Annotated in this window: 21 protein-coding genes, 1 tRNA gene and 2 pseudogenes; 10 read left to right on the top strand and 14 right to left on the bottom strand. The window is 47.1% G+C overall.

The features are described 5' to 3' along the window. Positions 1-7 precede the first annotated feature (7 nt). Positions 8-943, top strand: a complete 936-nt coding sequence (lepB, locus tag C4H11_RS08930; protein ID WP_106041341.1) for a signal peptidase I — start codon at positions 8-10, stop codon at positions 941-943. 1,242 nt (positions 944-2,185) lie between these two features. Here lepB and C4H11_RS14710 read toward each other — a convergent pair. The 4 genes and pseudogenes from C4H11_RS14710 to C4H11_RS08905 form a co-directional block, all read right to left on the bottom strand. Continuing rightward, a pseudogene (locus C4H11_RS14710) lies at positions 2,186-3,280 on the bottom strand (IS110 family transposase). A 508-nt stretch (positions 3,281-3,788) separates the two neighbouring features. After that, positions 3,789-4,025: a hypothetical protein gene (locus C4H11_RS14320; protein WP_205729963.1), complete on the bottom strand. Its 237-nt coding sequence runs from the start codon at positions 4,023-4,025 to the stop codon at positions 3,789-3,791. 63 nt (positions 4,026-4,088) lie between these two features. After that, the gene (locus C4H11_RS14315) at positions 4,089-4,850 is read right to left on the bottom strand and encodes an IS110 family transposase (RefSeq protein ID WP_205729962.1); all 762 of its coding nucleotides are present in this window, start codon (positions 4,848-4,850) and stop codon (positions 4,089-4,091) included. A 101-nt stretch (positions 4,851-4,951) separates the two neighbouring features. Further along, entirely contained in the window at positions 4,952-5,605 is a 654-nt protein-coding gene (locus C4H11_RS08905; RefSeq protein ID WP_129588295.1) for an ISAs1 family transposase, read from the bottom strand. Positions 5,606-5,975: 370 nt separating this feature from the next. Here C4H11_RS08905 and C4H11_RS08900 point away from each other — a divergent pair, with 370 nt between their 5' ends. Further along, entirely contained in the window at positions 5,976-6,581 is a 606-nt protein-coding gene (locus C4H11_RS08900; RefSeq protein WP_106041339.1) for a ribonuclease HII, read from the top strand. A 26-nt stretch (positions 6,582-6,607) separates the two neighbouring features. Here the strand turns inward: C4H11_RS08900 and C4H11_RS08895 are convergent, their stop codons facing one another. Continuing rightward, positions 6,608-7,534 (bottom strand): magnesium transporter CorA family protein, encoded by a 927-nt coding sequence (locus C4H11_RS08895; RefSeq protein WP_106041338.1) that lies wholly within the window; start codon positions 7,532-7,534, stop codon positions 6,608-6,610. A gap of 155 nt (positions 7,535-7,689) precedes the next feature. On the opposite strand from C4H11_RS08895, the gene C4H11_RS14180 reads away from it, so the two are divergent. Next, complete coding sequence (locus C4H11_RS14180; RefSeq protein WP_164996523.1) at positions 7,690-7,842, top strand: hypothetical protein; 153 nt, start codon at positions 7,690-7,692, stop codon at positions 7,840-7,842. 377 nt (positions 7,843-8,219) lie between these two features. Here C4H11_RS14180 and C4H11_RS14445 read toward each other — a convergent pair whose 3' ends face one another. Together C4H11_RS14445 and C4H11_RS08890 are read right to left on the bottom strand one after the other, a co-directional pair. Beyond that, entirely contained in the window at positions 8,220-8,429 is a 210-nt protein-coding gene (locus tag C4H11_RS14445) for a hypothetical protein (RefSeq protein ID WP_234819809.1), read from the bottom strand. Between the two features lie 32 nt (positions 8,430-8,461). After that, positions 8,462-9,772, bottom strand: a complete 1,311-nt coding sequence (locus C4H11_RS08890; protein ID WP_234819808.1) for an outer membrane protein assembly factor BamB family protein — start codon at positions 9,770-9,772, stop codon at positions 8,462-8,464. Positions 9,773-9,977: 205 nt separating this feature from the next. Between C4H11_RS08890 and gpmI the strand changes: the two genes are divergently transcribed. From gpmI to gyrB, 5 genes and pseudogenes are all read left to right on the top strand, one after another. Then, positions 9,978-11,492, top strand: coding sequence for a 2,3-bisphosphoglycerate-independent phosphoglycerate mutase (gene gpmI, locus C4H11_RS08885; protein ID WP_106041337.1), 1,515 nt, complete (start codon positions 9,978-9,980; stop codon positions 11,490-11,492). Positions 11,493-11,782: 290 nt separating this feature from the next. After that, positions 11,783-11,905: pseudogene (locus C4H11_RS14440) on the top strand (IS982 family transposase); the annotation flags it as partial. A 159-nt stretch (positions 11,906-12,064) separates the two neighbouring features. Further along, positions 12,065-12,136, top strand: a tRNA-Glu gene (locus C4H11_RS08880). Between the two features lie 39 nt (positions 12,137-12,175). Continuing rightward, on the top strand, positions 12,176-12,430 hold the full coding sequence (rpsT, locus tag C4H11_RS08875; protein WP_106041336.1) for a 30S ribosomal protein S20: 255 nt from the start codon (positions 12,176-12,178) through the stop codon (positions 12,428-12,430). 206 nt (positions 12,431-12,636) lie between these two features. Further along, positions 12,637-14,610, top strand: a complete 1,974-nt coding sequence (gene gyrB / locus C4H11_RS08870; protein WP_106041335.1) for a DNA topoisomerase (ATP-hydrolyzing) subunit B — start codon at positions 12,637-12,639, stop codon at positions 14,608-14,610. A gap of 123 nt (positions 14,611-14,733) precedes the next feature. Here gyrB and C4H11_RS08865 read toward each other — a convergent pair whose 3' ends face one another. From C4H11_RS08865 to C4H11_RS08845, 5 genes are all read right to left on the bottom strand, one after another. Continuing rightward, complete coding sequence (locus C4H11_RS08865; protein ID WP_106041334.1) at positions 14,734-15,315, bottom strand: DUF3109 family protein; 582 nt, start codon at positions 15,313-15,315, stop codon at positions 14,734-14,736. Between the two features lie 139 nt (positions 15,316-15,454). Then, positions 15,455-16,228 carry a creatininase family protein gene (locus C4H11_RS08860; protein ID WP_106041333.1) on the bottom strand — a complete coding sequence of 258 codons (774 nt, stop codon included), beginning with the start codon at positions 16,226-16,228 and terminating at the stop codon, positions 15,455-15,457. Next, positions 16,218-17,414, bottom strand: a complete 1,197-nt coding sequence (locus C4H11_RS08855; protein ID WP_106041332.1) for an AGE family epimerase/isomerase — start codon at positions 17,412-17,414, stop codon at positions 16,218-16,220. The genes C4H11_RS08860 and C4H11_RS08855 overlap by 11 nt, the downstream gene beginning before the upstream one ends. 12 nt (positions 17,415-17,426) lie before the next feature. Beyond that, on the bottom strand, positions 17,427-18,344 hold the full coding sequence (locus C4H11_RS08850) for a dihydrodipicolinate synthase family protein (protein WP_106041331.1): 918 nt from the start codon (positions 18,342-18,344) through the stop codon (positions 17,427-17,429). A 35-nt stretch (positions 18,345-18,379) separates the two neighbouring features. After that, complete coding sequence (locus C4H11_RS08845) at positions 18,380-19,615, bottom strand: MFS transporter (protein WP_106041330.1); 1,236 nt, start codon at positions 19,613-19,615, stop codon at positions 18,380-18,382. A 294-nt stretch (positions 19,616-19,909) separates the two neighbouring features. On the opposite strand from C4H11_RS08845, the gene C4H11_RS08840 reads away from it, so the two are divergent. Beyond that, entirely contained in the window at positions 19,910-20,893 is a 984-nt protein-coding gene (locus tag C4H11_RS08840; RefSeq protein ID WP_106040391.1) for an IS982 family transposase, read from the top strand. A gap of 153 nt (positions 20,894-21,046) precedes the next feature. Here C4H11_RS08840 and C4H11_RS08835 read toward each other — a convergent pair whose 3' ends face one another. Further along, positions 21,047-21,493: a YhcH/YjgK/YiaL family protein gene (locus tag C4H11_RS08835; protein ID WP_106041329.1), complete on the bottom strand. Its 447-nt coding sequence runs from the start codon at positions 21,491-21,493 to the stop codon at positions 21,047-21,049. Between the two features lie 159 nt (positions 21,494-21,652). Here C4H11_RS08835 and C4H11_RS08830 point away from each other — a divergent pair, with 159 nt between their 5' ends. Beyond that, positions 21,653-22,861, top strand: a complete 1,209-nt coding sequence (locus tag C4H11_RS08830) for an ROK family transcriptional regulator (protein WP_106043285.1) — start codon at positions 21,653-21,655, stop codon at positions 22,859-22,861. Between the two features lie 81 nt (positions 22,862-22,942). On the opposite strand, the gene C4H11_RS08825 is transcribed toward C4H11_RS08830, so the two are convergent. Further along, positions 22,943-24,184: a PNGase F N-terminal domain-containing protein gene (locus C4H11_RS08825; protein WP_106043283.1), complete on the bottom strand. Its 1,242-nt coding sequence runs from the start codon at positions 24,182-24,184 to the stop codon at positions 22,943-22,945. Positions 24,185-24,249: the final 65 nt, after the last annotated feature.

Below are 24,249 nucleotides of genomic sequence, written 5' to 3'. Positions count from 1 at the left end.
TAAGGCCATGAAGAAAGCAGGAAGGGCAGCCTTGACAATCGTCGGAGTGATACTCGCCGTAGTGTTGCTCCGGGGTTGTGTTGCCACGTCCTGCCTCATCCCCTCTTCGGGCATGGAGAACTCGCTCTATCGCGGCGAACGCATACTTGTGAACAAATGGAGCTATGGCCTGCGCCTGCCTTTCATGGGTTTGTGGGGCTATCATCGTTGGGCAGAAAGACCCGTACAGAAAGAGGATATCGTGGTGTTCAATAATCCGGCCGGCACTTCCACAATGCCCATAGAGCGGCGGCAGGTATTCATCGGCCGTTGCATCGGTATGCCGGGCGACACCTTGCTGATAGATTCGCTCTTCTCCGTAGTTTCTTCCGAGAAGAACGCCCCCGACCAGAAATTCCTCTACTCTTACCCCAAAGGGAAAGAGCATCAATTAGACTCGCTACTCCAGTTGCTTTCCATTGCCCCCGATAAGCTATTGGGGCAAGATTCGGTGAAAAGCATACGCAGCTTCAGCCGCTACGAATACTACCTGCTGGAACAGGTCATGAACGGAAAGTGCTGGATAGAGCCTATGGGCAGGGATGACTCCATCGAGGCAGTGAAGCCCTTGATTGTTCCCCGCAAAGACCGGGCCGTGCGTGTTTATCCGTGGAACATGGCTCTGCTTTGCAACACCTTGCTTCTGCACGAGAAGAAGCAGGCCGAGATAAAGAACGATACCCTCTACGTGGATGGCAAGCCTGCATTGCACTGCTATTTTACCAAAGATTACTATTGGATGAGTGCCAACAACTCCATCAACCTCTCAGACTCCCGCCTTTTCGGCTTTGTTCCCAAAGACCACATCATCGGTAAAGCCGCTTTCGTCTGGTTCTCCAAAGAAGAGGGGACGGGACTTCTTGACGGCTATCGGTGGGAGAGGATGTGGAAAAGGGTGAGATGAGCGGTTAGGGGTGAGTGATCAGCGGTTGATGACACAGCAAGACATTCCTCCTCCATCTTATCTCATCTGAAAGTTGAAAGCCAATTACTCATTTTATTCCATTTTAACTGCGAATAATATTGTATGAGTTCATCTTTTTATCTGTCAACATAAACCCAAATCGGTCATTAGGAATAGTGTTACACTCATTTTCTAATGACCGATTCGGGATAAAATCAGCATTGAAAAGCATAAGCCTTTCAATGCTGAGAAAAATCATGTTCTTTTTTTCTTTTTCTTATCCATTGTCCTATGACGTCAGCAAGTAGTATAGTAAAAAAAAGTGTAATCGCAAATTCTGTGGTATATATAGAATATAATACTGGTACATAAATTATTATACCAAGCAGAAGTATGACAAATGAATATATTATGACTGTTTTCATAGGATTTTAGATATTAACTTGGCTCCTTTACCGACAGCTCCGGTAGAGCCACTCACGGCACCTGCCAATACGGATTTCCCATTTAATTTTCCAAAGGATATGGCTCCGGTCACTTCTCCCACTAAAGCACCGGCAAGGTCTGCAGCTACCCAAGGAGCAACCTTACTATCATCAGGCAGAATATTGGGGTTCTTTTCCCACCATTCGATAGAAGCGAAACAGAGACTCTCTCACTTTTCGAAACTTGTTGAATCGCAGCTTCTTGTGTACAAGAACATACTAATAAGAGCAACACAAATGCTGTAAAATAAATTTTGTTCGTTTTCACATAAATGTAGATTTTTATAGATTAAACAAAAATACATTGACAATATTATTTTTTGCAAAGAAAGTGGCTTATACGCATATTTTCAATACCTAAAAACGGCTATTTCAGGAATTGCACATACCTATTAAAGTGAATTTATTAGTTCACTTCTATTCTTTTTTACTAAAAATCGGTCGGTTTTTTGATAAAAACATTTATTTTTCAAAGTATAAAGTAAAGATGAACTCACTTTATGCTAAGATTTCCCAAAAACTACCGTTATTAGGGGCCGATACGACGAAGACATCCATTTCATTCACACTCAATGGGTGGAGGACTTTTAAGGAACTCATGGCAAACTCGTACATCGCCATTTTTTGATAAGTGTCGGAACACACCGAATTTCACTTGAAGTTACGAAAAACGGTAAAACTTCGAAGTATTTATCTAACATCATTTTATATTGCTTTATAACAATATAAAATGATATTCAGTAGTTATGATTATCTTCTATATCCCCCCATGATGCTTTCCATTTAAAATCCAAACAAAGTTGGATAATTCATAATATAGTCTGTTTACCAACCGGCGGGCAATCTTTACAATAGCCTTTTGAGGATTCATCCGTTTTCTGTATTCCGTGTAAGCCATCGTCATCGCCGGATCTTTTCGGATGGCAATCCAGGCGACTTCCACCAACAGACACCGGAGCATAAAGTGGCGACGGGGTGTGATATATCCTACATTATCATTATCACCACTGGAGTGACACATGGGAACCAAGCCAATGAAAGAGGCTAAATGGTCCGCATTGCTGAAACGGACAATATCGTCAATCTCGACCATCAGGGTAGCAGCGGTTGTAATACCTATACCCGGAACTGATGTCAGCAGGTGTATCGGTTTGTCAAATGGAGCTTTCCGGGATATTTCACGGATGGCACGTGTTTCCTGTAAGAGCATCTTCCTCAAACGGATGAACTGTTCAAGATGAAGTTCCAGTGTTTTCTTGCCATACTCCGTTGATAGTTCAAGCGAGTGCAGCCAGTTCAGAAAACGTTTCGACCAGCAGCCTATGGAACAGCGGGTAAACTCTTACGGTATTTCCACACCATGAAAACGAAGCAAAGACTTGATACGGTTCTTGGCACGTGTGCTGTCTTTTACTATCAGGTTTCTCAGTCTTATCAAAGAGCGCATTTCCAGGATGTCAGTCCCCGGAATATATATCCCTTCCAACGAACCGGAACGTTACTCACGAGCGAGCTTGTTACAATCCACCGCATCGGTCTTACGTAACTTCTCTTTACTCATGGTCGGAACATCGGCAGGATTAACCACGATGTTGTTGATACCCAAATCCGTCAATCTCCCGTGTATCCAGAAGCCACAGAAACCGGCTTCATAAAACGAGAAGTAATTGGCTCCCGGATAATTGCTTACCAAATATTTATGCAACACTTCCGGTTATGGATTTTGTCTGAATCGCCTCAGTACAGAATGTTCTGATAAGATTGCTACCGACCAACTCTTCAAGTGGACATCAATTCCTACATAAATATTTTGTCCACTAAAATCTAATGTGTTACTTTGTACACGTTTCATAAGCTATATCGTTATGAGTTAATATTGGTTTCGTTACACACAAAGTTAACTATAATGGTATAGCTTTTTTAGTGCTATCTTCTGTTATCCGTCACTTCCGATTTTAAACATAGGAACTTTTTTGTTGATTTGATTCTGTAGCCTGTCAAGTTCCATCTGTGTTCTGATGAGCTTTCTGCGGAGTCTTTCTTCTTCATTGACTTGCATGAGGGATTCATCAAATTTAACTTTGTTTTTCACCATGGTATATATGATTCTTCCCAGCTTGTTTGCTGTGGCTATGATTGCCGGAATATAACCACTTTTGGCCTGTATTTTGCGGAAGTAAAATCCTAATGGTATTTTGCTTGCTTTCAGGGAGTTGGCAAATGAACGCAAAATCAACCCGACAGGGTTTTTCCTTTTGGGGACTTTGCTGGAGAGCAATTTCCCTCCCGATATTTTATTATTCGGAGTAACATTTGCCCAGCAACAGGCCTCTTTGTACGTGGCAAACTTTACAGTGAAGTCATGCCCTAATTCCCCCTACCAGCCTCAAGAGTGCCGCATCACTGATACCGTATACACGAGCCAAATTAACTCCCCAAATCCTGTAAGCATAATCTTCTATATCGATGGATATCATATTCTTTCTGGCTTTAACTTTCTTTGATCTTGGGCATTCTCTGACATCCTCTTGCTGCGACTGTTCAAAAGATGTATATTCTTCCAAAATGGCCTCGATCTGTTTCTCACAATCTTTCATTTGAGTTTGCAAGTAGTGATAAAGATCAAAGCTCTGTCCAAGCATAAACAACAAATCCTGATCTCAATTGGCCACGAGAGATTTTTCAATGGTTTCTTTAGAAGACTTACATCGTGGGTCTGCCAGAGAGGCTAATATCCGGGCATCCCGCTCTCCACTGATAATAGCCGGGATGATAGCCTGCCCGGATTTACCCAGTATATCACTAATTACATGCGTTAGTTTCATATTCATCAATTCCATTACTTTTTGCATGTGCAGGACTTCCCGGCTATCCGACTTCATCAGATTATCCCGGTGATGGGAGAGATTGCGAATGCGACGTGCCTGATTATCCGGTTGAAAACTAGCTTTAAGTAAACCGTAACTATGTAGGAGCATGATCCACTCGGCATCCACCTCATCCATTTTCTTCTCACCGATGTTTTTGATGGCTTTGGCATTAACCAACAAAACGTCAAAGCCGAAATCCTCCAAGATCATGTACAGTTGAACCCGGTAAACAACTGTGGATTTCATAGCCACCGTGTCTATCCCACAGGATTTTAACCAGTCGGCAATCAGATATAAATCTTCTGTGAATGTGCCGAAACAACGATTATTGTCCCCATCACGATCTTCGGGAACACAGACTTGCATTTCTGTGGATGAAACATTAATCCCACAGGCGTTGGGGTTAACAACTTCCAACTTTAATCCTTTGCCTGTTTTATTCTTTTTCGCTTTTTTACCATAAATGATATAACTTTGAGGGTTTAACAAAACATCATCAAGCCCGAAGGTATTGAACTGAGATAATCTTCTATGTGGACTCAAGGGTACCAATTAGTTCTCTACTTACCTACGGAACCGTACTTTGCAATGGAGTTGCTGTCCATAATAACTAATGGTCTACTTGCTTGATGATGCCCTCAAGCACGGCTTTTTCATTTAAACTTTGATTTATGTGCATAATCCCCAAGTACGTAACGCAGGGATTTTTGGTTTGCTTTAAGCTCGATGACAAAGTCTCCTCCCTTTTCCCTGATCTTGTCTATGATTGATTTCTGGAAAGACATTGCATCAGCGGTGACGATGCAGCCGGAGATCTCTATTTTATCCAGTAATCTGGGAACCGATTTAATCTCGTTGCTCTTCTTCTCGCATGCATCCGTAGCGAGAGTAATCCCGGAATTGAGTGAATAGGCTGATACTATATCCGGATTACGTCCGTTTTCATGCACGGTGCCTCTCATGGCTTTACCGTCCACACAAATAATCTCAGCCTCCTTGTTGGGGAGTTCCTTGCGGAAGGAATCGACGAACGCGGACATACGACAAGCCATCGCTTCATCATCTATGCTTTTGAACACACGACATAGCGTGGCCTCTGACGGCAAGCCGCCCACCAGGATACCCATTGAGTGAAAGCGTTTCAAATATCGTTTGCCAAACCCGATTATCTCGGCTCTGGGGATACACTTGCTGAGACTGCCCAATATGACAAGCATAAGTATGTCTTCAAGTTTATGCTTGAAATTGCCTTTCCCGGTTCTACGGTATTCAGGTACTGAAGTTACGAACTCCCTCAGATGTTTCATGGTGCTGCCACTCGGACAGCCAAAGTGTTTCTTTTTTACTATTATTAAATGCAAATACTTGTATATCAGATAAATAATGACTATTTTTGCTGCTGCAAAAATCAAGGTGGAAGACAAAATAGACATCACGTCGCTCTTGAAATCCGCCTATTAAAAAATCTTTTACATGATTAAAAAGAAACACCGAAGACGGTGCTTCGGCATCGTTATGTGCGAAAATAACGCTTTTCCCCGGAACTACAAGTAGTTTTAAATGAAAAAGCCGTGGCCCTCAAGTTATTAATTATTTTTCTTTTGACGCTTTTAAGCGGAAAATACTAACTTTGCAGTCTAAAAATATCAGCTTTTCAAAGAAAACGATATACGAACTATGCTATTACCTTATTTGAATGAAGATCTGGTAGAGGCAGGTTGCGATGAGGCCGGACGCGGCTGTCTGGCGGGTGCGGTTTATGCCGCCGCCGTTATCCTGCCCAAAGATTTCAGGAACGAGTTGCTGAATGACTCCAAGCAACTGACCGAAAAGCAGCGGCATGTACTGCGTGAAGTAATCGAACGGGAAGCCGTGGCATGGGCGGTGGGCATTGTCTCTCCCGAAGAGATAGACAAGATAAATATCCTCAATGCCTCATTTTTGGCCATGCACCGTGCGTTGGACCGGTTGTCCGTGCGCCCGCAACATTTGCTCATTGACGGAAACCGTTTCAAGAAGTACCGCGATTTGCCGCATACCACCGTGGTGAAAGGCGACGGGAAGTATCTCTCCATCGCCGCTGCTTCGGTACTGGCCAAGACGTATCGCGACAACTATATGAACGGATTGCACAAAAAGTACCCCCTATATGGGTGGGACAGCAACAAAGGCTATCCCACCAAGAAGCATCGTGCCACCATTGCATCCCACGGCACAACTCCTTATCACCGCATGACGTTCAATCTGCTGGGCGACGGACAATTGGCGCTCGACTTTCTTTAAGGGATCCCCCTCCTTTCGGAGATGCGCTAAAACCACTTGATTTTCCTGAACCATACGAACGTCACTGTTGACAACAGGGCCGACAACAGGACGATGAACACGAAAGCATGGGGAAACTTCTCTATATGTATATCCACGTTCATGCCGTAGAAGCTGGCAATCAGGGTGGGTATCATCAGGGTGATGGATAGGCTTGTCATGCGTTTCATGATGGAGTTTACGTTGTTGGAGATGATAGAGGCAAAAGCATCCATGGTTCCCGTAAGGATGTCGCTGTATATGTTCACGGTGTTGTAGGCCTGTTTCAGTTCGATGATAACGTCTTCCAGCAGCTCCATGTCCAGATAGCCGGTTCCCTGAAAGATGTTTCTCAGCCGGCCTATCATCACTTCGTTGCCGCGGATGGAGGTGTTGAAGTAAACCAGCGTCTTTTGCAACTTCATCAGTTGCAGGAGGTCTTCGTTGCGGATGCTCTTTTCCAGTTCTTTCTCGGCGGCGGTCACGTCGTTGTTTATCTGCTTCAGGTATTTCAGGAACCATACGGCCGAGGAGTAGATGATGCGCAGAATCAGTTCGAGTTTGTTGTTCACGACGATGCCTTTGCGTCGGGTGTGTTGGATAAAGTCCGGTATCAGCTCCGTGTGGTGGTAGCATACGGAGACAACGATGTCGTTGTTGGTGATGATGCCGATGGGAACGGTGATGAACGGCACGCCGCGCTGGTTGCTCTGCATGGGAATGCGCAGGATGGTCAGCAGCCAGTTGTCTTCTTTTTCCGTGCGCGGGCGTTCGTCCACGTCGGCAATGTCTTCCAGAAAAGATTCGGGAACTTTCAGTTCTTCGGTGAGGAACCGGAAATCGTCATTGTCTGGGCATTCCACGTTTACCCAGCAGTTGGGTTGCCACTCGGCTTTTTCCACAAAGCCGTTTTCGCTGTACAGATACTTTCTCATTGTTTGCCTCCTTTCGGTTTGGAACAGAGGCATTGCGGGCAACGTCTCCGTTCGTTTTAATGGTTAATATTGTTGCACGTTCGTGGGTTTGAATCGTCCATATTCTCTTCTTTTAGATTTTTTAAGCGTGACAAAAGTACATAAATCATTTCAAAATGTACACTTTAGTCGCTGTTTTTTGTGCTGTCAGCCTGCAAAACGGCTTCTTCGGGGGAGAAGCTCTGTCGTTGTCCGGCAGGAAGGCCGAAAACAGAATCAAGGCGGTTTTCGGGCAGGAAAGCGGCTGCTTCAATACAGGGCGGGGATAATAAATTCTCTTTCCGTCTGCCCTTCAAGAGGAAATTGCATGAATCGCTTGCAAAGATGCTTGTGTATAATTATTATTTACTGTCCTGAAGCTTATATCCGATAAAGAAAACGAAGACCGGAATACCCCTGTCAGAACACCTTCTGACAGGGGGTATCTAAGTATACGACTTAGGTACCCTAAGTATATTACTTAGGTCCTCTCGATATAGGACTGATCTTGTCTCTCCTTTTTTTATTGCTTTTTCAAAGGATTTTGTTTGGTAATATTTTTCAAAGGAATTCCGGTCTTGGATTCCTGCCTTTTTTATGCTTCTTTTCTCCGGATATGCGTCGTGTCTTGTGGGGCGGCTATCCATCACTGCCGCTTCATATCACCTTACCGGACGGCCTCGTTCATGTCGAGGAAAAGCAGGCGGTTTTCGTGGGTCAGCATCAGCAGCTTGTTGCCGATTGCTTCGCCTTTGCGGAGCGAAAGCGGCATCCGGGCTACAGGCATGCCTATCCGGTGAATGAAATGGTATTTGTTGTTGAATCCTATACAGAGGTAGTCGCGAAGACGGATGCGGATGGGGTACACTTCTGACAAGTGGTAAGTGCGGCTGATGTTCAGCTCTTTGTCTATCTCGTAAAGGGTTCCCTTATCGTTATATACCGGGCAGTATTGCCCGTCGAAATACAGGGCGTGAAGGCGGTGCAGTCGTTGTTGGCGGCATAAAGGGTGTCGGGTCGCATGGCGTAGAGGTGTCCGTTCCGGTCGGTATCCCAAGGGGTGATGTTCACGACAGAGTCGGTCAGCTCCTGATAAGCCAGGCCATCATCGAAAAGCATGTAAAGCGCATCCTTGGTGTGCAGCGCATCTTCTACGATGTCTTTCTTCATGCTGAGCTTGTTGAAGAAATGTTCCGTGCCCTCTTGCAGGTCGTAGCAGGCAATGAAAGGGCATCCGTACTTCTTTCGGCTGCCATTTGCACGCAATCCGTACCCGTAGCTTAGCATGTACAGCTTGTCGTCTTGTACGAAGAGGATGGAACGCCCGGCTTTCACGTCCGGAAACTCCCGCTTCCAGACAAGGTTCATGGTCGAGTCGATGCAGGCTATCTGCTCACGGTCGGCCCAATAATACCAGCCTTCGTGTTGCAGGATGTTCGATGAGAGCGAGGTGATGGTGTTGTTCGCTACGGGAACGTAGGCGTAGTACATGTTTCCTCCGCTCACCGCCGCACCCATCGTTCCCATAGCCACTGCTGCCAATCCTTGCAATATGGCGGCTTTCGTGTCGTAGGCGCCGGGGCTTCCGGGGAATGTCTCCATCTCGCCTGTCCGGAAATTCAGCCGGTGCAGTTCGTCTGCCACGATGAGCCGCCGTCCGTCGGCCAACTCCTCTATCCGGCTCCAACCGTATTGGTGGGGCATCCTTGTCTGCCACAGCTCGTTGCCCGAATTCAGGTCGATGGCGCACAGCTTGTTCGAGGTGGCCGATTGGTAGCCCAGCATCAGACCCAGCGAATCGTCTATGTAGATGGGGTGTAGTTTGGTTTCCCATCGTTTCGTTCCGTCTTCCTTGTTCAGCAGCCACACCTTGTCGTTGCGGTTGATGAGCACACCCTGCGAGAGGCATCTGGTGGCGGTGGAAAGGTAGTTGATGGGACTTTTCCACAACAATTCTTGCCGGTTTAAATCGTAGAAACCGATTTCCCCTTTGTTTTGCAGATACTTCCCGCTCTTGGTCGTTTCGCGGAAGTTGATGCAGAGGTAATCTCCCTCTTTGCTCATGGAGAAAGTTTCGGCTCGTTGCGGCAATGAGTAGGCGATGGCACGCAACTCTGTGCCGTCGGCTTTTGTCCCGATGGAAACTGTGTCGGGTTGTACTTGGGCAAACATGCTTGCAGAAACGAAGCAGAGCAATGGGAGCAGGGAACGTGTTTTCATGATGAATGACTGTTTATGAGTTTATTCATTGATTTATGAGTGGTATAAACACGTGGCAAAAGTATATAATTCTTTTGAAATCATAGATTTTAACTCCTGTTTTTTGTACCTTTGCATCCGCAAAAAGAACATCTTTGTGCAAAGTTTATTTTTATTTTGTTTTTATGATGTAAAAAGATTGTACAACTAAAATTCGATTGATATTATGAGCAAGAAAGCCCTTTTAATGATTCTTGATGGCTGGGGCATCGGCGATCAAGGCAAAGACGATGTGATTTTCAATACGCCTACTCCCTATTGGGACAGTCTGCTGGCCGATTACCCGCACTCGCAACTTCAGGCAAGCGGCGAGAATGTGGGTTTGCCCGACGGACAGATGGGCAATTCCGAGGTAGGCCATCTCAATATCGGTGCCGGACGTATCGTATATCAGGATTTGGTGAAGATAAACCGTGCCTGTGCCGATGGAAGCATCCTGAAAAACAAGGAAATCGTTTCGGCTTTTTCTTATGCAAAAGAGAAGGGAAAGAACATCCACTTCATGGGGCTGACCTCTACCGGCGGTGTACACAGCTCTTTCGACCATTTGTTCAAACTCTGCGATATTTCTAAGGAATATGGCATTGAGAACACTTTCATCCATTGCTTCATGGATGGCCGCGACACCGACCCGAAGAGCGGTAAGGGTTTCATCGAGCAACTGACTGCACATTGCCGAAAGTCGGCCGGCAAGATTGCCTCCATCGTAGGGCGTTTCTATGCAATGGACCGTGACAAGCGTTGGGAGCGTGTCAAGGTTGCCTATGATTTGTTGGTAAACGGTGAAGGCAAGGTGGCTACGGATATGGTTCAGGCCATGCAGGAGTCGTACGACGAAGGCGTTACGGACGAATTCATCAAGCCGATTGTGAACGGCGGCTTCGACGGCACCATCAAGGAAGGCGATGTGGTTATCTTCTTCAACTACCGCAACGACCGCGCCAAAGAATTGACCATCGTGCTGACGCAACAAGATATGCCGGAACAGGGTATGAACACCATTCCGGGCTTGCAGTTCTATTGCATGACGCCGTATGATGCAAGCTTTAAGGGTGTGCACATCCTTTTTGACAAGGAAAATGTTCAGAACACGTTGGGCGAATACTTGTCTGCCAACGGCAAGACACAGCTCCACATGGCCGAGACAGAGAAATATGCTCATGTCACGTTCTTCTTCAACGGAGGCCGCGAAACTCCGTACGATGGTGAGGAGCGCATTCTGGTTCCCTCACCGAAAGTGGCTACCTACGACTTGAAGCCGGAAATGAGTGCCTACGAAGTAAAAGACAAATTGGTGGAAGCCATCCGTACCCGGAAGTTCGACTTCATCGTCGTGAACTTTGCCAACGGCGACATGGTGGGACATACCGGTGTTTATGAAGCCATCGAGAAGGCGGTGAAAGCTATTGACTCATGTGTGAAAGACACGGTGGAGGCCGCCAAAGCAAACGATTACGAGGTAATCATCATTGCCGACCATGGTAATGCCGACCATGCCTTGAACGAAGATGGAACGCCTAACACCGCCCATTCTTTGAATCCGGTTCCTTTTGTTTACGTCACTGCAAACAAAAATGTAAAGGTAGAAAATGGTGTCCTTGCCGATGTAGCTCCTTCTATCCTGCACATTTTGGGAATGAAGCAACCTGAAGAGATGACGGGAAAGGACTTGATTAAGTAAGGAAAAGACTCGCCGACGGAATTAAATCAAGCCGTTAATTATGAGTAAGAGTTGTGCATACTGCTGATTCTTAGTGATTCATCAAAATTATTAAGTTCAAATCAGCGTATGCACAATTTCTATATAAAATCCGTCAAAAGGCTTGAGATATCCATCCTCTCAGAATCCATTTAACAAACAAGGCAACACAGTCTCCGTCGTGGCACTATCAGTTGCAGGAGCATGAAGCCATAGCGCTCAATCTCATCTCACGTCTCCGATTCTATGATCGCAAGAAAACCCAGGACCGTGTGAGGACATACACAAAAGACGGATTGTTTACTCGGATTATTGGCAAAATCAGCACATTGCCCTCCTTCTACAATGTGAATTACACTAACAATAAACCTATCGGCAGAATTAAGTATGCATTAAATGAATTCCTCCAACGGGTAAAAACAGGACATGGAGATAAAATAATAAAATCATGCTATTTTTTTCTAGGAACATTTTGCCAATTCAAAAATAGTTTCTACCTTTGCATCCGCAAACGATAAAAGCATTTGCAGGAGCGGAAACGCTCAACAAAGGATGGCCCGTTCGTCTATCGGTTAGGACGCAAGATTTTCATTCTTGAAAGGGGGGTTCGATTCCCCCACGGGCTACAAATAAAAAAATAAACGAATTAAAAAAGATTAGTCGAGATGGCAAATCACAAATCATCACTGAAAAGAATCAGACAAGAAAGAGCAAGAAGACTTCACAACAGGTATTATGGCAAAACCATGAGAAATGCTGTTCGTAAACTTCGCAATACCACGGACAAAGCTGAAGCAATCGCGATGTATCCCGGTATTACAAAAATGTTGGATAAGTTGGCAAAGACCCACATCATCCACAAAAATAAAGCAAACAATCTGAAGTCTAAATTGGCAATTTACATCAATAAGTTGTCATAATCCAATTGTCGTACACAATATATAAGAGGCTGAACTTTTTAGTTCGGCCTTTCTTATTTGCACCTTATTCACCTTAACCTCCCCCTATTGCAGAGGCAGTTCTGTACTAAAAAGCTGTAAACTAATTGAATTTATCCATGCGAGAAACACCACATCTCAATAAAATTCAGTACATTTGCTCTGTTATTACAATAAGAAAAAAGATTATGACTGAAGAAGAAAAGATAATTGGTGAGAACAATTATTCCGCAAGCAACATTCAGGTATTGGAAGGATTGGAAGCGGTGCGAAAACGCCCTGCCATGTATATCGGAGACATCAGCGAGAATGGCCTGCACCATTTGGTCTACGAAGTTGTGGACAATTCCATTGACGAAGCCATGGCCGGTTACTGCGATCACATCGAAGTTACCATCAATGAAGACAACTCCATCACCGTACAAGATAACGGTCGTGGTATTCCGGTAGACTGGCACGAAAAGGAACAGAAGTCTGCTTTGGAAGTCGTTATGACCGTGCTGCATGCGGGCGGTAAGTTCGACAAAGGCTCCTATAAGGTATCCGGCGGCCTGCACGGTGTAGGCGTATCTTGCGTAAACGCACTTTCCACGCACATGACCACTCAGGTATTCCGCAGCGGGAAAGTTTACCAGCAGGAATACGAATGCGGAAAACCTCTTTATTCCGTCAAAGAAGTAGATGTTTGCGACCCCAACCTGTCAGGAACCAAACAGACCTTTTGGCCGGACAGTAGCATCTTCACCGTCACTGAATATAAATATTCCACCCTCCAAGCACGCCTGCGTGAATTGGCCTATCTAAACAAAGGCATCCACATCACGCTGACCGACCTCCGAGAAAAAAATGAGGAAGACAATCCGCTGAAAGAGACATTCCACAGCGAAGAAGGTGTCAAAGAGTTTGTGCGCTACCTCAACAGCAACAATACTCCACTTTTCGACGATGTAATCTACCTAAATACCGAAAAGGCAGGTGTTCCTATCGAATGTGCCATCATGTATAACACTGGGTATCGCGAGAATCTGCATTCCTACGTCAACAACATCAATACGCGTGAAGGAGGTACACATGAAGGCGGATTCCGCGCTGCGCTGACACGTGTGCTGAAGAAATACGCCGACGACAACTGCGCCAAAGCCTTGGAAAAAGCCAAAGTTGAGATTTCCGGCGAAGACTTCCGCGAAGGTCTGATTGCCGTCATCTCCGTAAAAGTATCCGAACCTCAATTTGAAGGACAGACCAAAACGAAGCTTGGCAACAGTGAAGTAAGTGGCGCCGTGAATCAAGCGGTAGGTGAAGCCTTGACTTACTATCTGGAAGAGCACCCCAAAGAGGCCAAAATAATAGTAGACAAGGTGTTGCTTGCCGCAACAGCACGCATCGCCGCACGTAAAGCACGTGAATCGGTACAACGCAAATCTCCCATGTCGGGTGGAGGCATGCCGGGCAAGCTGGCCGACTGTTCCAGCAAAGACCCCGAAGAATGCGAATTGTTCCTCGTCGAGGGTGATTCGGCAGGCGGCTCGGCCAAGCAAGGACGCAATCGTGCGTTCCAAGCCATCTTGCCGCTGCGCGGTAAAATCCTGAATGTGGAAAAAGCTATGTGGCACAAGGCTTTCGAAAGCGACGAAGTAAACAATATCATCCAGGCATTGGGCATCCGTTTCGGCGTGAACGGCGAAGACAGCAAGGAAGCCAATATAGACAAACTGCGCTACAAGAAAGTGATTATCATGACCGATGCTGACGTCGATGGTTCTCACATCGACACACTGATTATGACACTTTTCTTTCGCTACTTCCCACAAGTCATCCAGCAAGGCATTCTTTACATTGCCACTCCGCCGCTTTATCTTTGTACTAAGGGAAAAGTGAAAGAGTACTGCTGGACCGACCAACAACGCCAGAGATTTATCGACACTTATGGCGGAGGTTCCGAGAATGCTGTTCATACCCAACGCTACAAAGGTTTGGGTGAGATGAATCCGGAACAGTTGTGGGAAACCACCATGAATCCGGAAAACCGTATGCTGAAGCAAGTGCACCTTGAGAATGCCGCCGAAGCCGACTACATTTTCTCCATGCTGATGGGTGAAGAAGTAGGGCCTCGCCGAGAATTCATCGAGAAGAATGCAACATATGCAAATATCGACGCATAAACCTTGACGACAAAAGTTGTTGAGTCATGTGTTTTCATTAACCTACCTCACATCTTACAACAAAGAAGCTCCGAACGGGCAGGAACATCCTGCCGACCGGAGTTTTTTTATTGAGATAAAGGATTACAGCATTTTCTGTTGCTTCATTTCGGCTACCACCTGTTCCAATTCGGCATACCAGCTTTCTCCGAACTTGCGGACCAACGGCTCTTTCAGAAACTTATATACCGGAAGATTCTCTTTTTGTCCCAACAATACAGCAGCTTTGCACACATCCCAACGATGATAGTTCACCGCCCTGTAAGGTCCATAATCGCCTATTCTGATAGGATACAAATGGCAGGAGACCGGCTTATAGAAATCTGTTTTCCCTTCTCGATACGCCTTCTCGATGGCACAATAGCAACAGCCTTTCTCGTCATAGCAGGTAAAAACGCAATCTTTGCCGTTGACAATGGAAGTCACCAAATCTCCTTCTTCATCCGTATAGGCCACACCCTGCTCATCTATTACAGCACGCGCTTGAGGAGATAAATCATTCCAAATCAACGGCAAGACTTCTTCCAGCTTTCGCATCTCTTCCGATTCCAACGGTGCGCCGGCATCTCCCTCTATGCAACATTCTCCCATGCAAGCGTCCAAGTTGCAAAGAAACTTCTCACGCAGTACATCAAGGCTGACTACCACATCGTCTATCTGAACCATTTTCTCTATTCACATTATAAATGAGAGTGCAAAGTTAGATATAAATCGGGATTTATATGTCTAAGTAATAAGAAAAAGTCAAGAGCAATCCTGTCTTTGCGACGTAGGAGTCTCGGTAAGCAATCCTCGAAATAACCTTTTAATAAAACTCCTCCGGGAAATGTGCACGTGCCAGCTGGGCAAACAACTCGGCATATTTATCGGATACTGCTTGCGCAAAGCGTTTTCCTTTCTCAGCCGTAGAAAGTGACGGATCTCCGATACCCGTATCTTCGGTTGCCCGACCCCAATCTCGCGGCATCCAAGCTACCTTTTCACGCAAAGCCGATAAAGCAAACGGTTTATAAACTCCGGGGCCTGCCATGGAAAGATCTACCAACTCGGGATAATAATGCATCATGACGGAAGTTTCCACCTCGTCGGCATGGTCGCCGGGAGCATCGAAATATTCTTTGGCGGATAACACTGCAAACCACTCGCCGGAGGCAATCAAGAAGTCGGGATAATCTACTGCCAAGTCACGAATCATGTTCTTGAAGTTGTTACCCCCGTGCCCATTGATGAGGACGAGCTTATGAAATCCTTGCGCATGAAGCGAGGCCACCGTGTCGGCCAACACTGCTTTTTGCGTTTCATAGCGGGCATGGATACAAAATTTGAGGCTTCGTTGTCCCGGATTCTGAGAGCCTAACGTGACGGGAGGCAACACCATGCAACGCACTCCGTACAGCTGCAAGGCCTTTTCAGCGGCATCCACAGCCACGGCATGCGACAAGATTGCATCGGTCAGATAAGGCAGATGGAGATTGTGAGGCTCGGTGGCTCCCCAAGGTAGCACAACCAAATCGTACGTCAAGTCCCTGACTTCGCCATAGGAAGCCAGGGACAGGTCCAAGTGATTTTTATTTTTCATGGTAAATATCGTTACAGATGCCATTACACAACGAATAACTACGAATCATCATGCGGGGAATGTGGAAAGGCCCTTTAAAAATATTGCCTTTGGCGGGTTGTGCCACCGTGCCGTCGCGATGCAGATAGCCATACCACTCTCCGCACTCTTTGTCGGGAAAGTGAGCATACGTCCAGTCGCTGATTTGCTTGTGCATGGCCAGATACTTCTCATCCTTCGTGGCCTGATAGGCATAGAGTGTGGCTATGATGGCTTCGGTCTGCGGCCACCAGAACTTCATGTCCTGCGAATAGTCCTGCACCGGCAGGTTACGACAGTCACGGAAGTTGATGATGCCGCCGTATTCCTTGTCCCAGCCCCACTGCCACGACCAGTCGAGTATCTGCAAGGCCATGTCCGTCAGGCTCTTCTCCCAATTGCGGTATCGAGCCTCCTCCAGAATGAACCAAGCTGTTTCGATGCAATGGCCGGGGTTTATCAGGCGGCCGTTGCAGGTGTCAATGAATTCTCCTTCAGGACCTACCATTTCGAGCAATGCCTTGAATTCGGGATGGATGAAGTAGCGGCGGATGGCGTTGAGCGATTCGTCTATCTGTGTGTTAAGTATAGGGTCGTCAATGGCTGCCCGAATGCGGGAAGCGGTGTTGATGAGAATCATGGTGATGGAGTGTCCGCGTGCTTGCAAGGCAGGCAGATACTTGGGTTCCAAAAAGCCGGGGGTAGCAAGAAACCTCTGAATCCGTTTGAACAGCTCAAGAGCCTTTTCGGCATAGCGTTTGTCACCCGACGCAATAGCATACTCGGACATGGCTATCGCCGTGAAGCACTCGGAGAACACATAGCGACGCTTGCGAAGCGGAGTGCCGTCGGCGGCCACCTCAAAATACATGTGTCCGTCAGCGTCGGCACAGTGAGCTTCGATGAAGTCAATGCAACTTTTCGAAGCAGCCAGCCACTCGGGGTTGCGCTCTACTTGATTGTAGGCATAGGCAGCCACAAACCCGAAACGCCCTTGGAACCACACCGACTTGGTGCTGTCCATCAGCCGACCTTCACGGTCGAGGCAAGTGTACACGCCGCCATGCACGTGGTCAAGGCCGTTGGTCAACCAGAAAGGCAGAATGTCGGTCGTCAAGTCGTGCTTATAAGAGTCGGCCCACGTCTTTAGATATTCAGTCACATTCATGGTATCTACATCTTAGAACTTATTGCAACGATCAAAGAAACCGATGACTTCCAATTCGGCTTTCATCTGCGCTTCTTCCTCGTCGGTCATGTTCTGGAAAGGCGTGCGGTTTTTACCCAAATCCAAGCCGATGAGTTTCATGATGCGCTTACCGCCGACAATGTTGCCGCGATAACGGCAGATGACGTTAATCACCTCTTGCGAGAAGTTCTGGCGTTCGCGTGCCGTCTCCAAATCACCGGCTTTCCATGCTTCGATGATGCCTACCAGTTCGCGGCCGTTGTAATTGGTGGTACCGCCTATGCCGCCCTGTGCACCGCCCATGGCAAGGCTGGGCAGGATGGTTTCGTCCTGTCCGTGCAACATATCGAACTTACCGCCCTTGTACATACGGCATTGATTGTATTCGTAGATGCTCTCGAACGTATATTTGATGCCCGCAAAGTTGAGCACGCGGCCATCTACCGCTTCCAGCAGTTTCACCATCGGCAGGAAAGCGCCGTTGAAGGTAGGGATATGATAGTAGTAGAAAGGCAGCCCGGGAGCGCCTGCGGCAATCTCCTCGATGTACTTCACCAACTCTTCGATTCGGCCTATCTTGGGGAAAGGAGGAGCCATGGCACCGATGCCCCACGCACCTATTTTAGCGGCATGCTCGGCCAAGGCACGGCTCGACTTCACACAGCAGCTACCCACATGCACAATCACTTTGAATCCTTCGGGAGCTTCGGCCACCCAACGCTCGGCCAAGCGCATGCGCTCTTCGTCAGTCAGCATATAGCCCTCGCCCGAAGAACCGTTGATAAATACACCCTGCAACCCGTTCTTGTGCAGCATCTCGGCATAAGCCGCAATGGGTTCGTAGTTCACCTCACCATTCTCGTAAAAAGGAGTAAACGGCGCATCAATCAGTCCAATAATCTTTTTCATATTCTTTTATTTATATAATTGGCAAATAAGTTTCTTTATTCCATATTGTCCGTGGTGGGGCGCAGGAAGAACACCTGAAGCGCCAAGGCCACCAGCACCACACCGCCCAGCATGGCGAAGCCCAGCCCCAGACTTCCGCCGTCGGTCCACTTACCCAACAGTTGCGTCACGGCAGCGCCGGCAAAGACGCCCGTCATGTTCATGATACCGTAGGCCGTAGCACGAAGACGGGTGGGTACAAACTGGCAGAGGATGGGCATGTTGTTAGCATCGAAAATGCCGTAGCCCACACCGAAGAGTAATCCCGCTCCCACAACAGCCGGGAAACTGTGGCCGAAGCCCAAGAGAACAAGTGCAGGTATGGTCATGCCCAGACCGATGGCACCCGTATATACACGTCCGCGCACATTGCGTTGCACCCAGCGGTCGGACAAGATGCCGCCCACAATCACACCGATGAACGACGACACTGCAATGGTGATCGTGGAGATAGGCCCGGCCTCGGACATCGGAATGCCCAGACTATCGGAGAATAGCGTAGGCAGCCAGTTCTTTGTGGCCCACCCCGGCAGACTGGGAGCCGCAAAGTAGAACAAGATAATCCAAAAAGCCCACATGGAGAAGAGCATGCTGAACCCGCCCAACAGCGTTGGTTTCGCCGCCGCAGGCGCACCTTCCGGTTTCTTCACCGAGCCATGCACCGGATTCTCGCGCAAGGCCAGCATCAGCACCAGCGAATAGGCCATGCCGATGAAGCCGAACCAATGGAACGTGGTGTGCCACGAAAACATCGCCGCAATCGTTGCACCAAAACCGCCGATGGCCTGACCCATGTACAATCCCGTCATGTGTATACCGATGGCCAACGAGCGGGACTTCCCCACATGCCAATCGGCAATCAGAGAGAGCGCAGCAGGTATGTATAGCGCCTCACTGACGCCCATCAGAGCACGCAGCCAGTAGAGTTCCCTGAAGCTGTCGGCATATCCCATCAGCGACGTGACAGCCGACCATACGAACAAACTGCCCACCACCAGCCACTTGCGGTTCACACGGTCAGCAACCATACCGGCCACGGGACTCAAAAGACCGTAAATCCAGAGGAAAATGGCCATCAGCGCGCCAAATGCCTCTGCTTTGTTCAACTCCGCAATATCTGCCTTCATGGCTTCCTGCATAGTGGAAAGCATCTGCCTGTCCATGTAGTTGAGCAACGCCACAACCCATAGCAAACCCACTACCACCCACGGATATACATTCTTATTCTTCATGTGTAGATGTTTTTATATTCATATAGATTATATCAACGGGACAAATATATGAATATTTTCAATAACAACCGCAGTGTTTGATAAAATATTTAATTAAATATCCCAATATTTTCTAAACAACCAAGAGACAGCATTCCAACAGACGCGAAAGTCCATGCCGTTTTAGCTTCGAGACAGAATGGATATTTGGAAAATTCATTATAATAAAAAACCTTTCGAACACAGTCCTATACTTAAGGGGTATCTCAGTCATATACTGAATCAACCCGTTGGCGGAATTAAATAGTTGGCAAAATGTATAAGAAAAAGTTGCATATATCGCAGATTTTTAGTAACTTAGAGTATTCAATATTTAAGTTATATAATCTCGTTATGTGCAACTTGTATACAAAGTTCGTCAAAATTCTGGAGATATGCAAGGAATTCTCCGAAGATTTAGTTACTGAAGCTGGAAATGTTCGTCGTCCAGGCCCTGTGCCTCGTTTCTCCGATTTGGAAGTCATCGCATTGAGCATGGCTGCCGAGGCTGAGGAGATAGACAGCGAGAACTGGCTGTTTGAAGCGAAGTTGAAGGAGTGCCGTTCTTCCATCCCCAACCTTATCTCCCGCCGTCAGTTCAACGACCGCCGCAAGTTGGTTAGTGGTCTTTGTGAGCAGATACGCAGCCGCATGGCCAATCATATAGATGGTGGCGAGGATTACTTCTGCATAGACTCAAAGCCAATAGAAGTGTGCCGTGTGGCTCGTGGTAAGAGATGTAAGATGGGACGTATTGGTGATTTCCACAAAGCCCCTGACTTCGGTTATTGTGCATCCCAAGGCAGTTACTTCTTCGGATATAAACTTCACGCACTCTGTGGCTTAAGCGGTGTCATACATTCATACGACCTGTCCAAGGCGAGTGTTCACGACATCAACTATCTGAATGACATCAAGCCGCTTTACCACGATTGTAGCATATTCGGTGACAAGGGATATATCGGAGCGGAAATCCAGCTTGACCTCTTCGAGACGGCCAACATCAGGCTTGAGTGTCCCTACAGGCTCAACCAAAAGAACTGGAAGCCGGCCTTCATTCCTTTTGCAAAGGCAAGAAAGAGGATTGAAACTCTGTTCTCACAACTTACAGACCAGTTCCTCGTCATCAGGAACTACGCAAAAGAAACATGCGGCCTTTTTGCCCGAATAGTGGGCAAAGTCAGTGCCCTGACTGCATTACAATACATCAATTACATTAACAACAAACCCATAGGTAGGATTAAGTACGCACTGATTTAATTCCGCCAACGGGTTGAATCAACTTAAGTATACGACTAAGATACTCCTTCAATAACCTTTTGATTACAAGACCGTTACGGAATTAGAAGAGATGTCAAAAAATCAGGACAAACAGAGTATGAAAAAGACTTTAAAAAAACGTTTCCGCCAAGATCAGAGCTTCACCTTCGCAATGAGTTTGCGAATCTTCCCCGTCCCTATCAGGGGGGCATGCGGGTCTTCGGGATAGACAATGAGGAACTCATGGGGTTTGAGGTCAACGAAAACGGAAGGCGCATCGCCATAGAGTGCACAGTCTCCCTCCTCGGCATACGGTTGTTTTTCGTCGGTCACATCCTCCAATGCTTTCCAGCCGATTCGTTCGGCACCTTCCAGCAATATATGCACGTCAATATAAGCACGATGAACCTCGAGCGGCTGCTCCGCCTGCGAAACGCATGCAGGGTTCACGTTGTTGATAAAGAGGTGGTCGCCGTCTATCTCTATCCTACCCAAAGGGGCATGAAGCAAGTCGTGCGTTTTCACATACTCGAAAAGCCGGGGAAACAACGGATGAAGTCCTTCTATCCGATTGCTGTTTTGCAAATTAGAAACAATCATGCTTTTATTCTGATTAATAAGATTTATAACAAAGGCAAATATACAAATAATTTAAATACAGTATCATATTTAATAAAACAAAGAATAAAATTTTCAAGACAATGAAAAAAAACGTATTTTTGCAGAAACACAACAATCTTGAAAATAATGAAGAAGACCATGCATCAGCAACTTTTAAAGGAAATAGAATTAGGCAGTAAAAACGCACTCATCAAGAAGAAATTCATTAAATATTATATATATAATGGAAGTGCGACGATTACAGACTTGTCCAAAGAGCTCGGGCTCAGTGTACCCACCGTCACGAAGTTTATCAGCGAAATGTGCGAGGAAGGTTACATCAATGACTACGGCAAACTGGAGACAAGCGGCGGACGCCACCCCAGCCTCTACGGACTGAATCCGGCATCGGGCTACTTCGTGGGCGTAGACATCAAGAAGTTTTCCATTAACATCGGCATCATCAACTTCAAAGGAGACATGGTGGAGCAAAAGATGGGCATCCCTTACCGATTGGAAAATACCCCCGAGGCATTGGAGGAGCTATGCCGCCTCATCAACAAGTTTATTTCCAAGACAAGCATTGATACCGGTAAGATACTGAACATCAACATTAACATATCCGGTCGCGTGAATCCCGAATCGGGCTACAGCTTCAGCCAATTCAACTTCTCCGAACGTCCACTGGCCGAAATCCTGACCGAGAAACTCGGGTTCCAAGTATGCATCGACAACGACACGCGTGCCATGACCTACGGAGAATTCCTGCAAGGGTGCGTAAAGGGAGAGAAGAACGTCATCTTCGTCAATGTCAGTTGGGGACTGGGCATCGGCATCATCATTGACGGAAAAATCTATATTGGCAAATCGGGCTTCTCCGGTGAATTCGGACACATGCATGCTTTCGACAACGAGATTCTGTGCCATTGCGGGAAAAAAGGTTGTCTGGAAACGCAAGCCTCGGGGGTGGCCATGCACCGCATATTGCTTGAACGCATAGCAAAAAACGAAAAGTCCATCCTATCGAGCCGTGTCGCTTCCAAAGAGTCGCCATTGACGCTTGACGAGATTATAGAAGCGGTGAACAAGGAAGACATGCTCTGCATCGAAATCATAGAGGAGATAGGACAAGAGTTGGGCAAGCACATCGCAGGGCTGATAAACCTTTTCAATCCGGAGATGGTCATCATAGGCGGAACTTTATCGCTGGCCGACGACTATCTCATCCAACCCATACGGACGGCCATCAAAAAGTATTCACTGAATTTGGTGAACAAAGATTCCATCGTGACGTCTTCCAAGCTGAAAGAACGGGCCGGTGTAGTGGGTGCCTGCTTACTGGCTCGCAGCCGCATGTTCGAGAATTAGAAACGGTTTTTGTTTTCTTTTTAAAGTGTTATTGGCACTTTCTGAAATAAAATCAAAACAGTCTCCAAAGAAGAGCGTCGACTATTCCTCCCACACCAGATAGGCCGAGATGAGCCAATGGTTCAGTTCTTCACCTTTGGCGGGTTGTGCATTCGGAATGCTGAAAGCAAAGATATGGCTGCCCGGCTTCAGATGTTTTAGACAAGCCGCCACCGGCCATACGTCCGAACCAGGACACCAGTTGGAACGCGATAGGTCAGACGAGGCAAGTGCCTCTTCTATCTCTTTCGTCTCATACCCTTTCTCGCCTATATAGGCCGCCTTTCGCTTCACCAGCCATACTCCCGACGTGGGATTGAAACGACGGAACGAAGCGCAATCCGTGCGCCAAGGCACAAAATGGATCACCGTATCGCCATCCACCCGCACAATATTGAGTTGCTGCGTAAACTCATCGCCACCCGAATGTCCACCATGTCCGGTGGCGATGTATTGCAGACGCAGGTTCTTCGCCTTTGCCGGCACCTCGGCATCTACCGTCACACTGCGACGGGCAAACAGGTCGGGCAACGACTGCCCCACGTACGGCACGGTATTGATGAGCGGCAACACCCGTGTACGAAGTAAAGCATCCTCCGGAATGGCCGACTCTTTCACTTCCAGCGTCAAAGAAGCCACATACCCCTCGGCAGTCCATGTGTCAATAAAAATCCCCACATAAGCCTCACCTTCCAGGCTGGAAAAGCGATCCGTGACATCCTGCGTCCATTCTGCCCGCGGAGCCCATCCGTCTATATAGACCGGTCGGCGCAACGAAGCCTTTTCATCATCTCCACCACTGTAAAAACCTACGCCGAAAGGTGTCATGAACCGCATCAGTTCTATGGCAGGAAAGTAGCCTGCGCCAGACACTATACCTTTGAACAACTCCACACGGGCGGTATCCGTCTCCGGATAGTGCTGCTCGTCGCGCGCTACGCCCAACATATTGATGACCGATTCCTTGGGCAACACAAAGCACGATCCGGTTTTGTCCCAACGGTCTCCGTTCGACTCCACGCTCACCGTTGCCGCCACCCTGACGTTACGGCGATAAGAGGGCAAATGGATTTTCTTCAGGATGATGCGCCCGTTCACCAGACGTATCACTCCGTCGGCATCCGGTTCGTTATAGCCTTTCAAGGTATCGGGACGGAAACAAACGGGCGTCTTATCAAATACACGAAGTGTCAGATCGCCCATGGCCGGATGCTTCTTGGCCGAAACAGACAAGGCAGACGATAATAAAAAAAGAGACAACAGAAGACAAGTAATTTTATTCATAATATACAGTTTTATAGAGTATTGCTGCGAAGATAAGGAAAAAAGCAGACAAACAACGTATAAGT

Source organism: Bacteroides zoogleoformans (assembly GCF_002998435.1).
GTDB classification, from domain to species: domain Bacteria; phylum Bacteroidota; class Bacteroidia; order Bacteroidales; family Bacteroidaceae; genus Bacteroides; species Bacteroides zoogleoformans.
The sequence above is the reverse complement of the archived record's forward strand: the minus strand, read 5'-3'. Positions and strand labels throughout refer to the sequence as shown.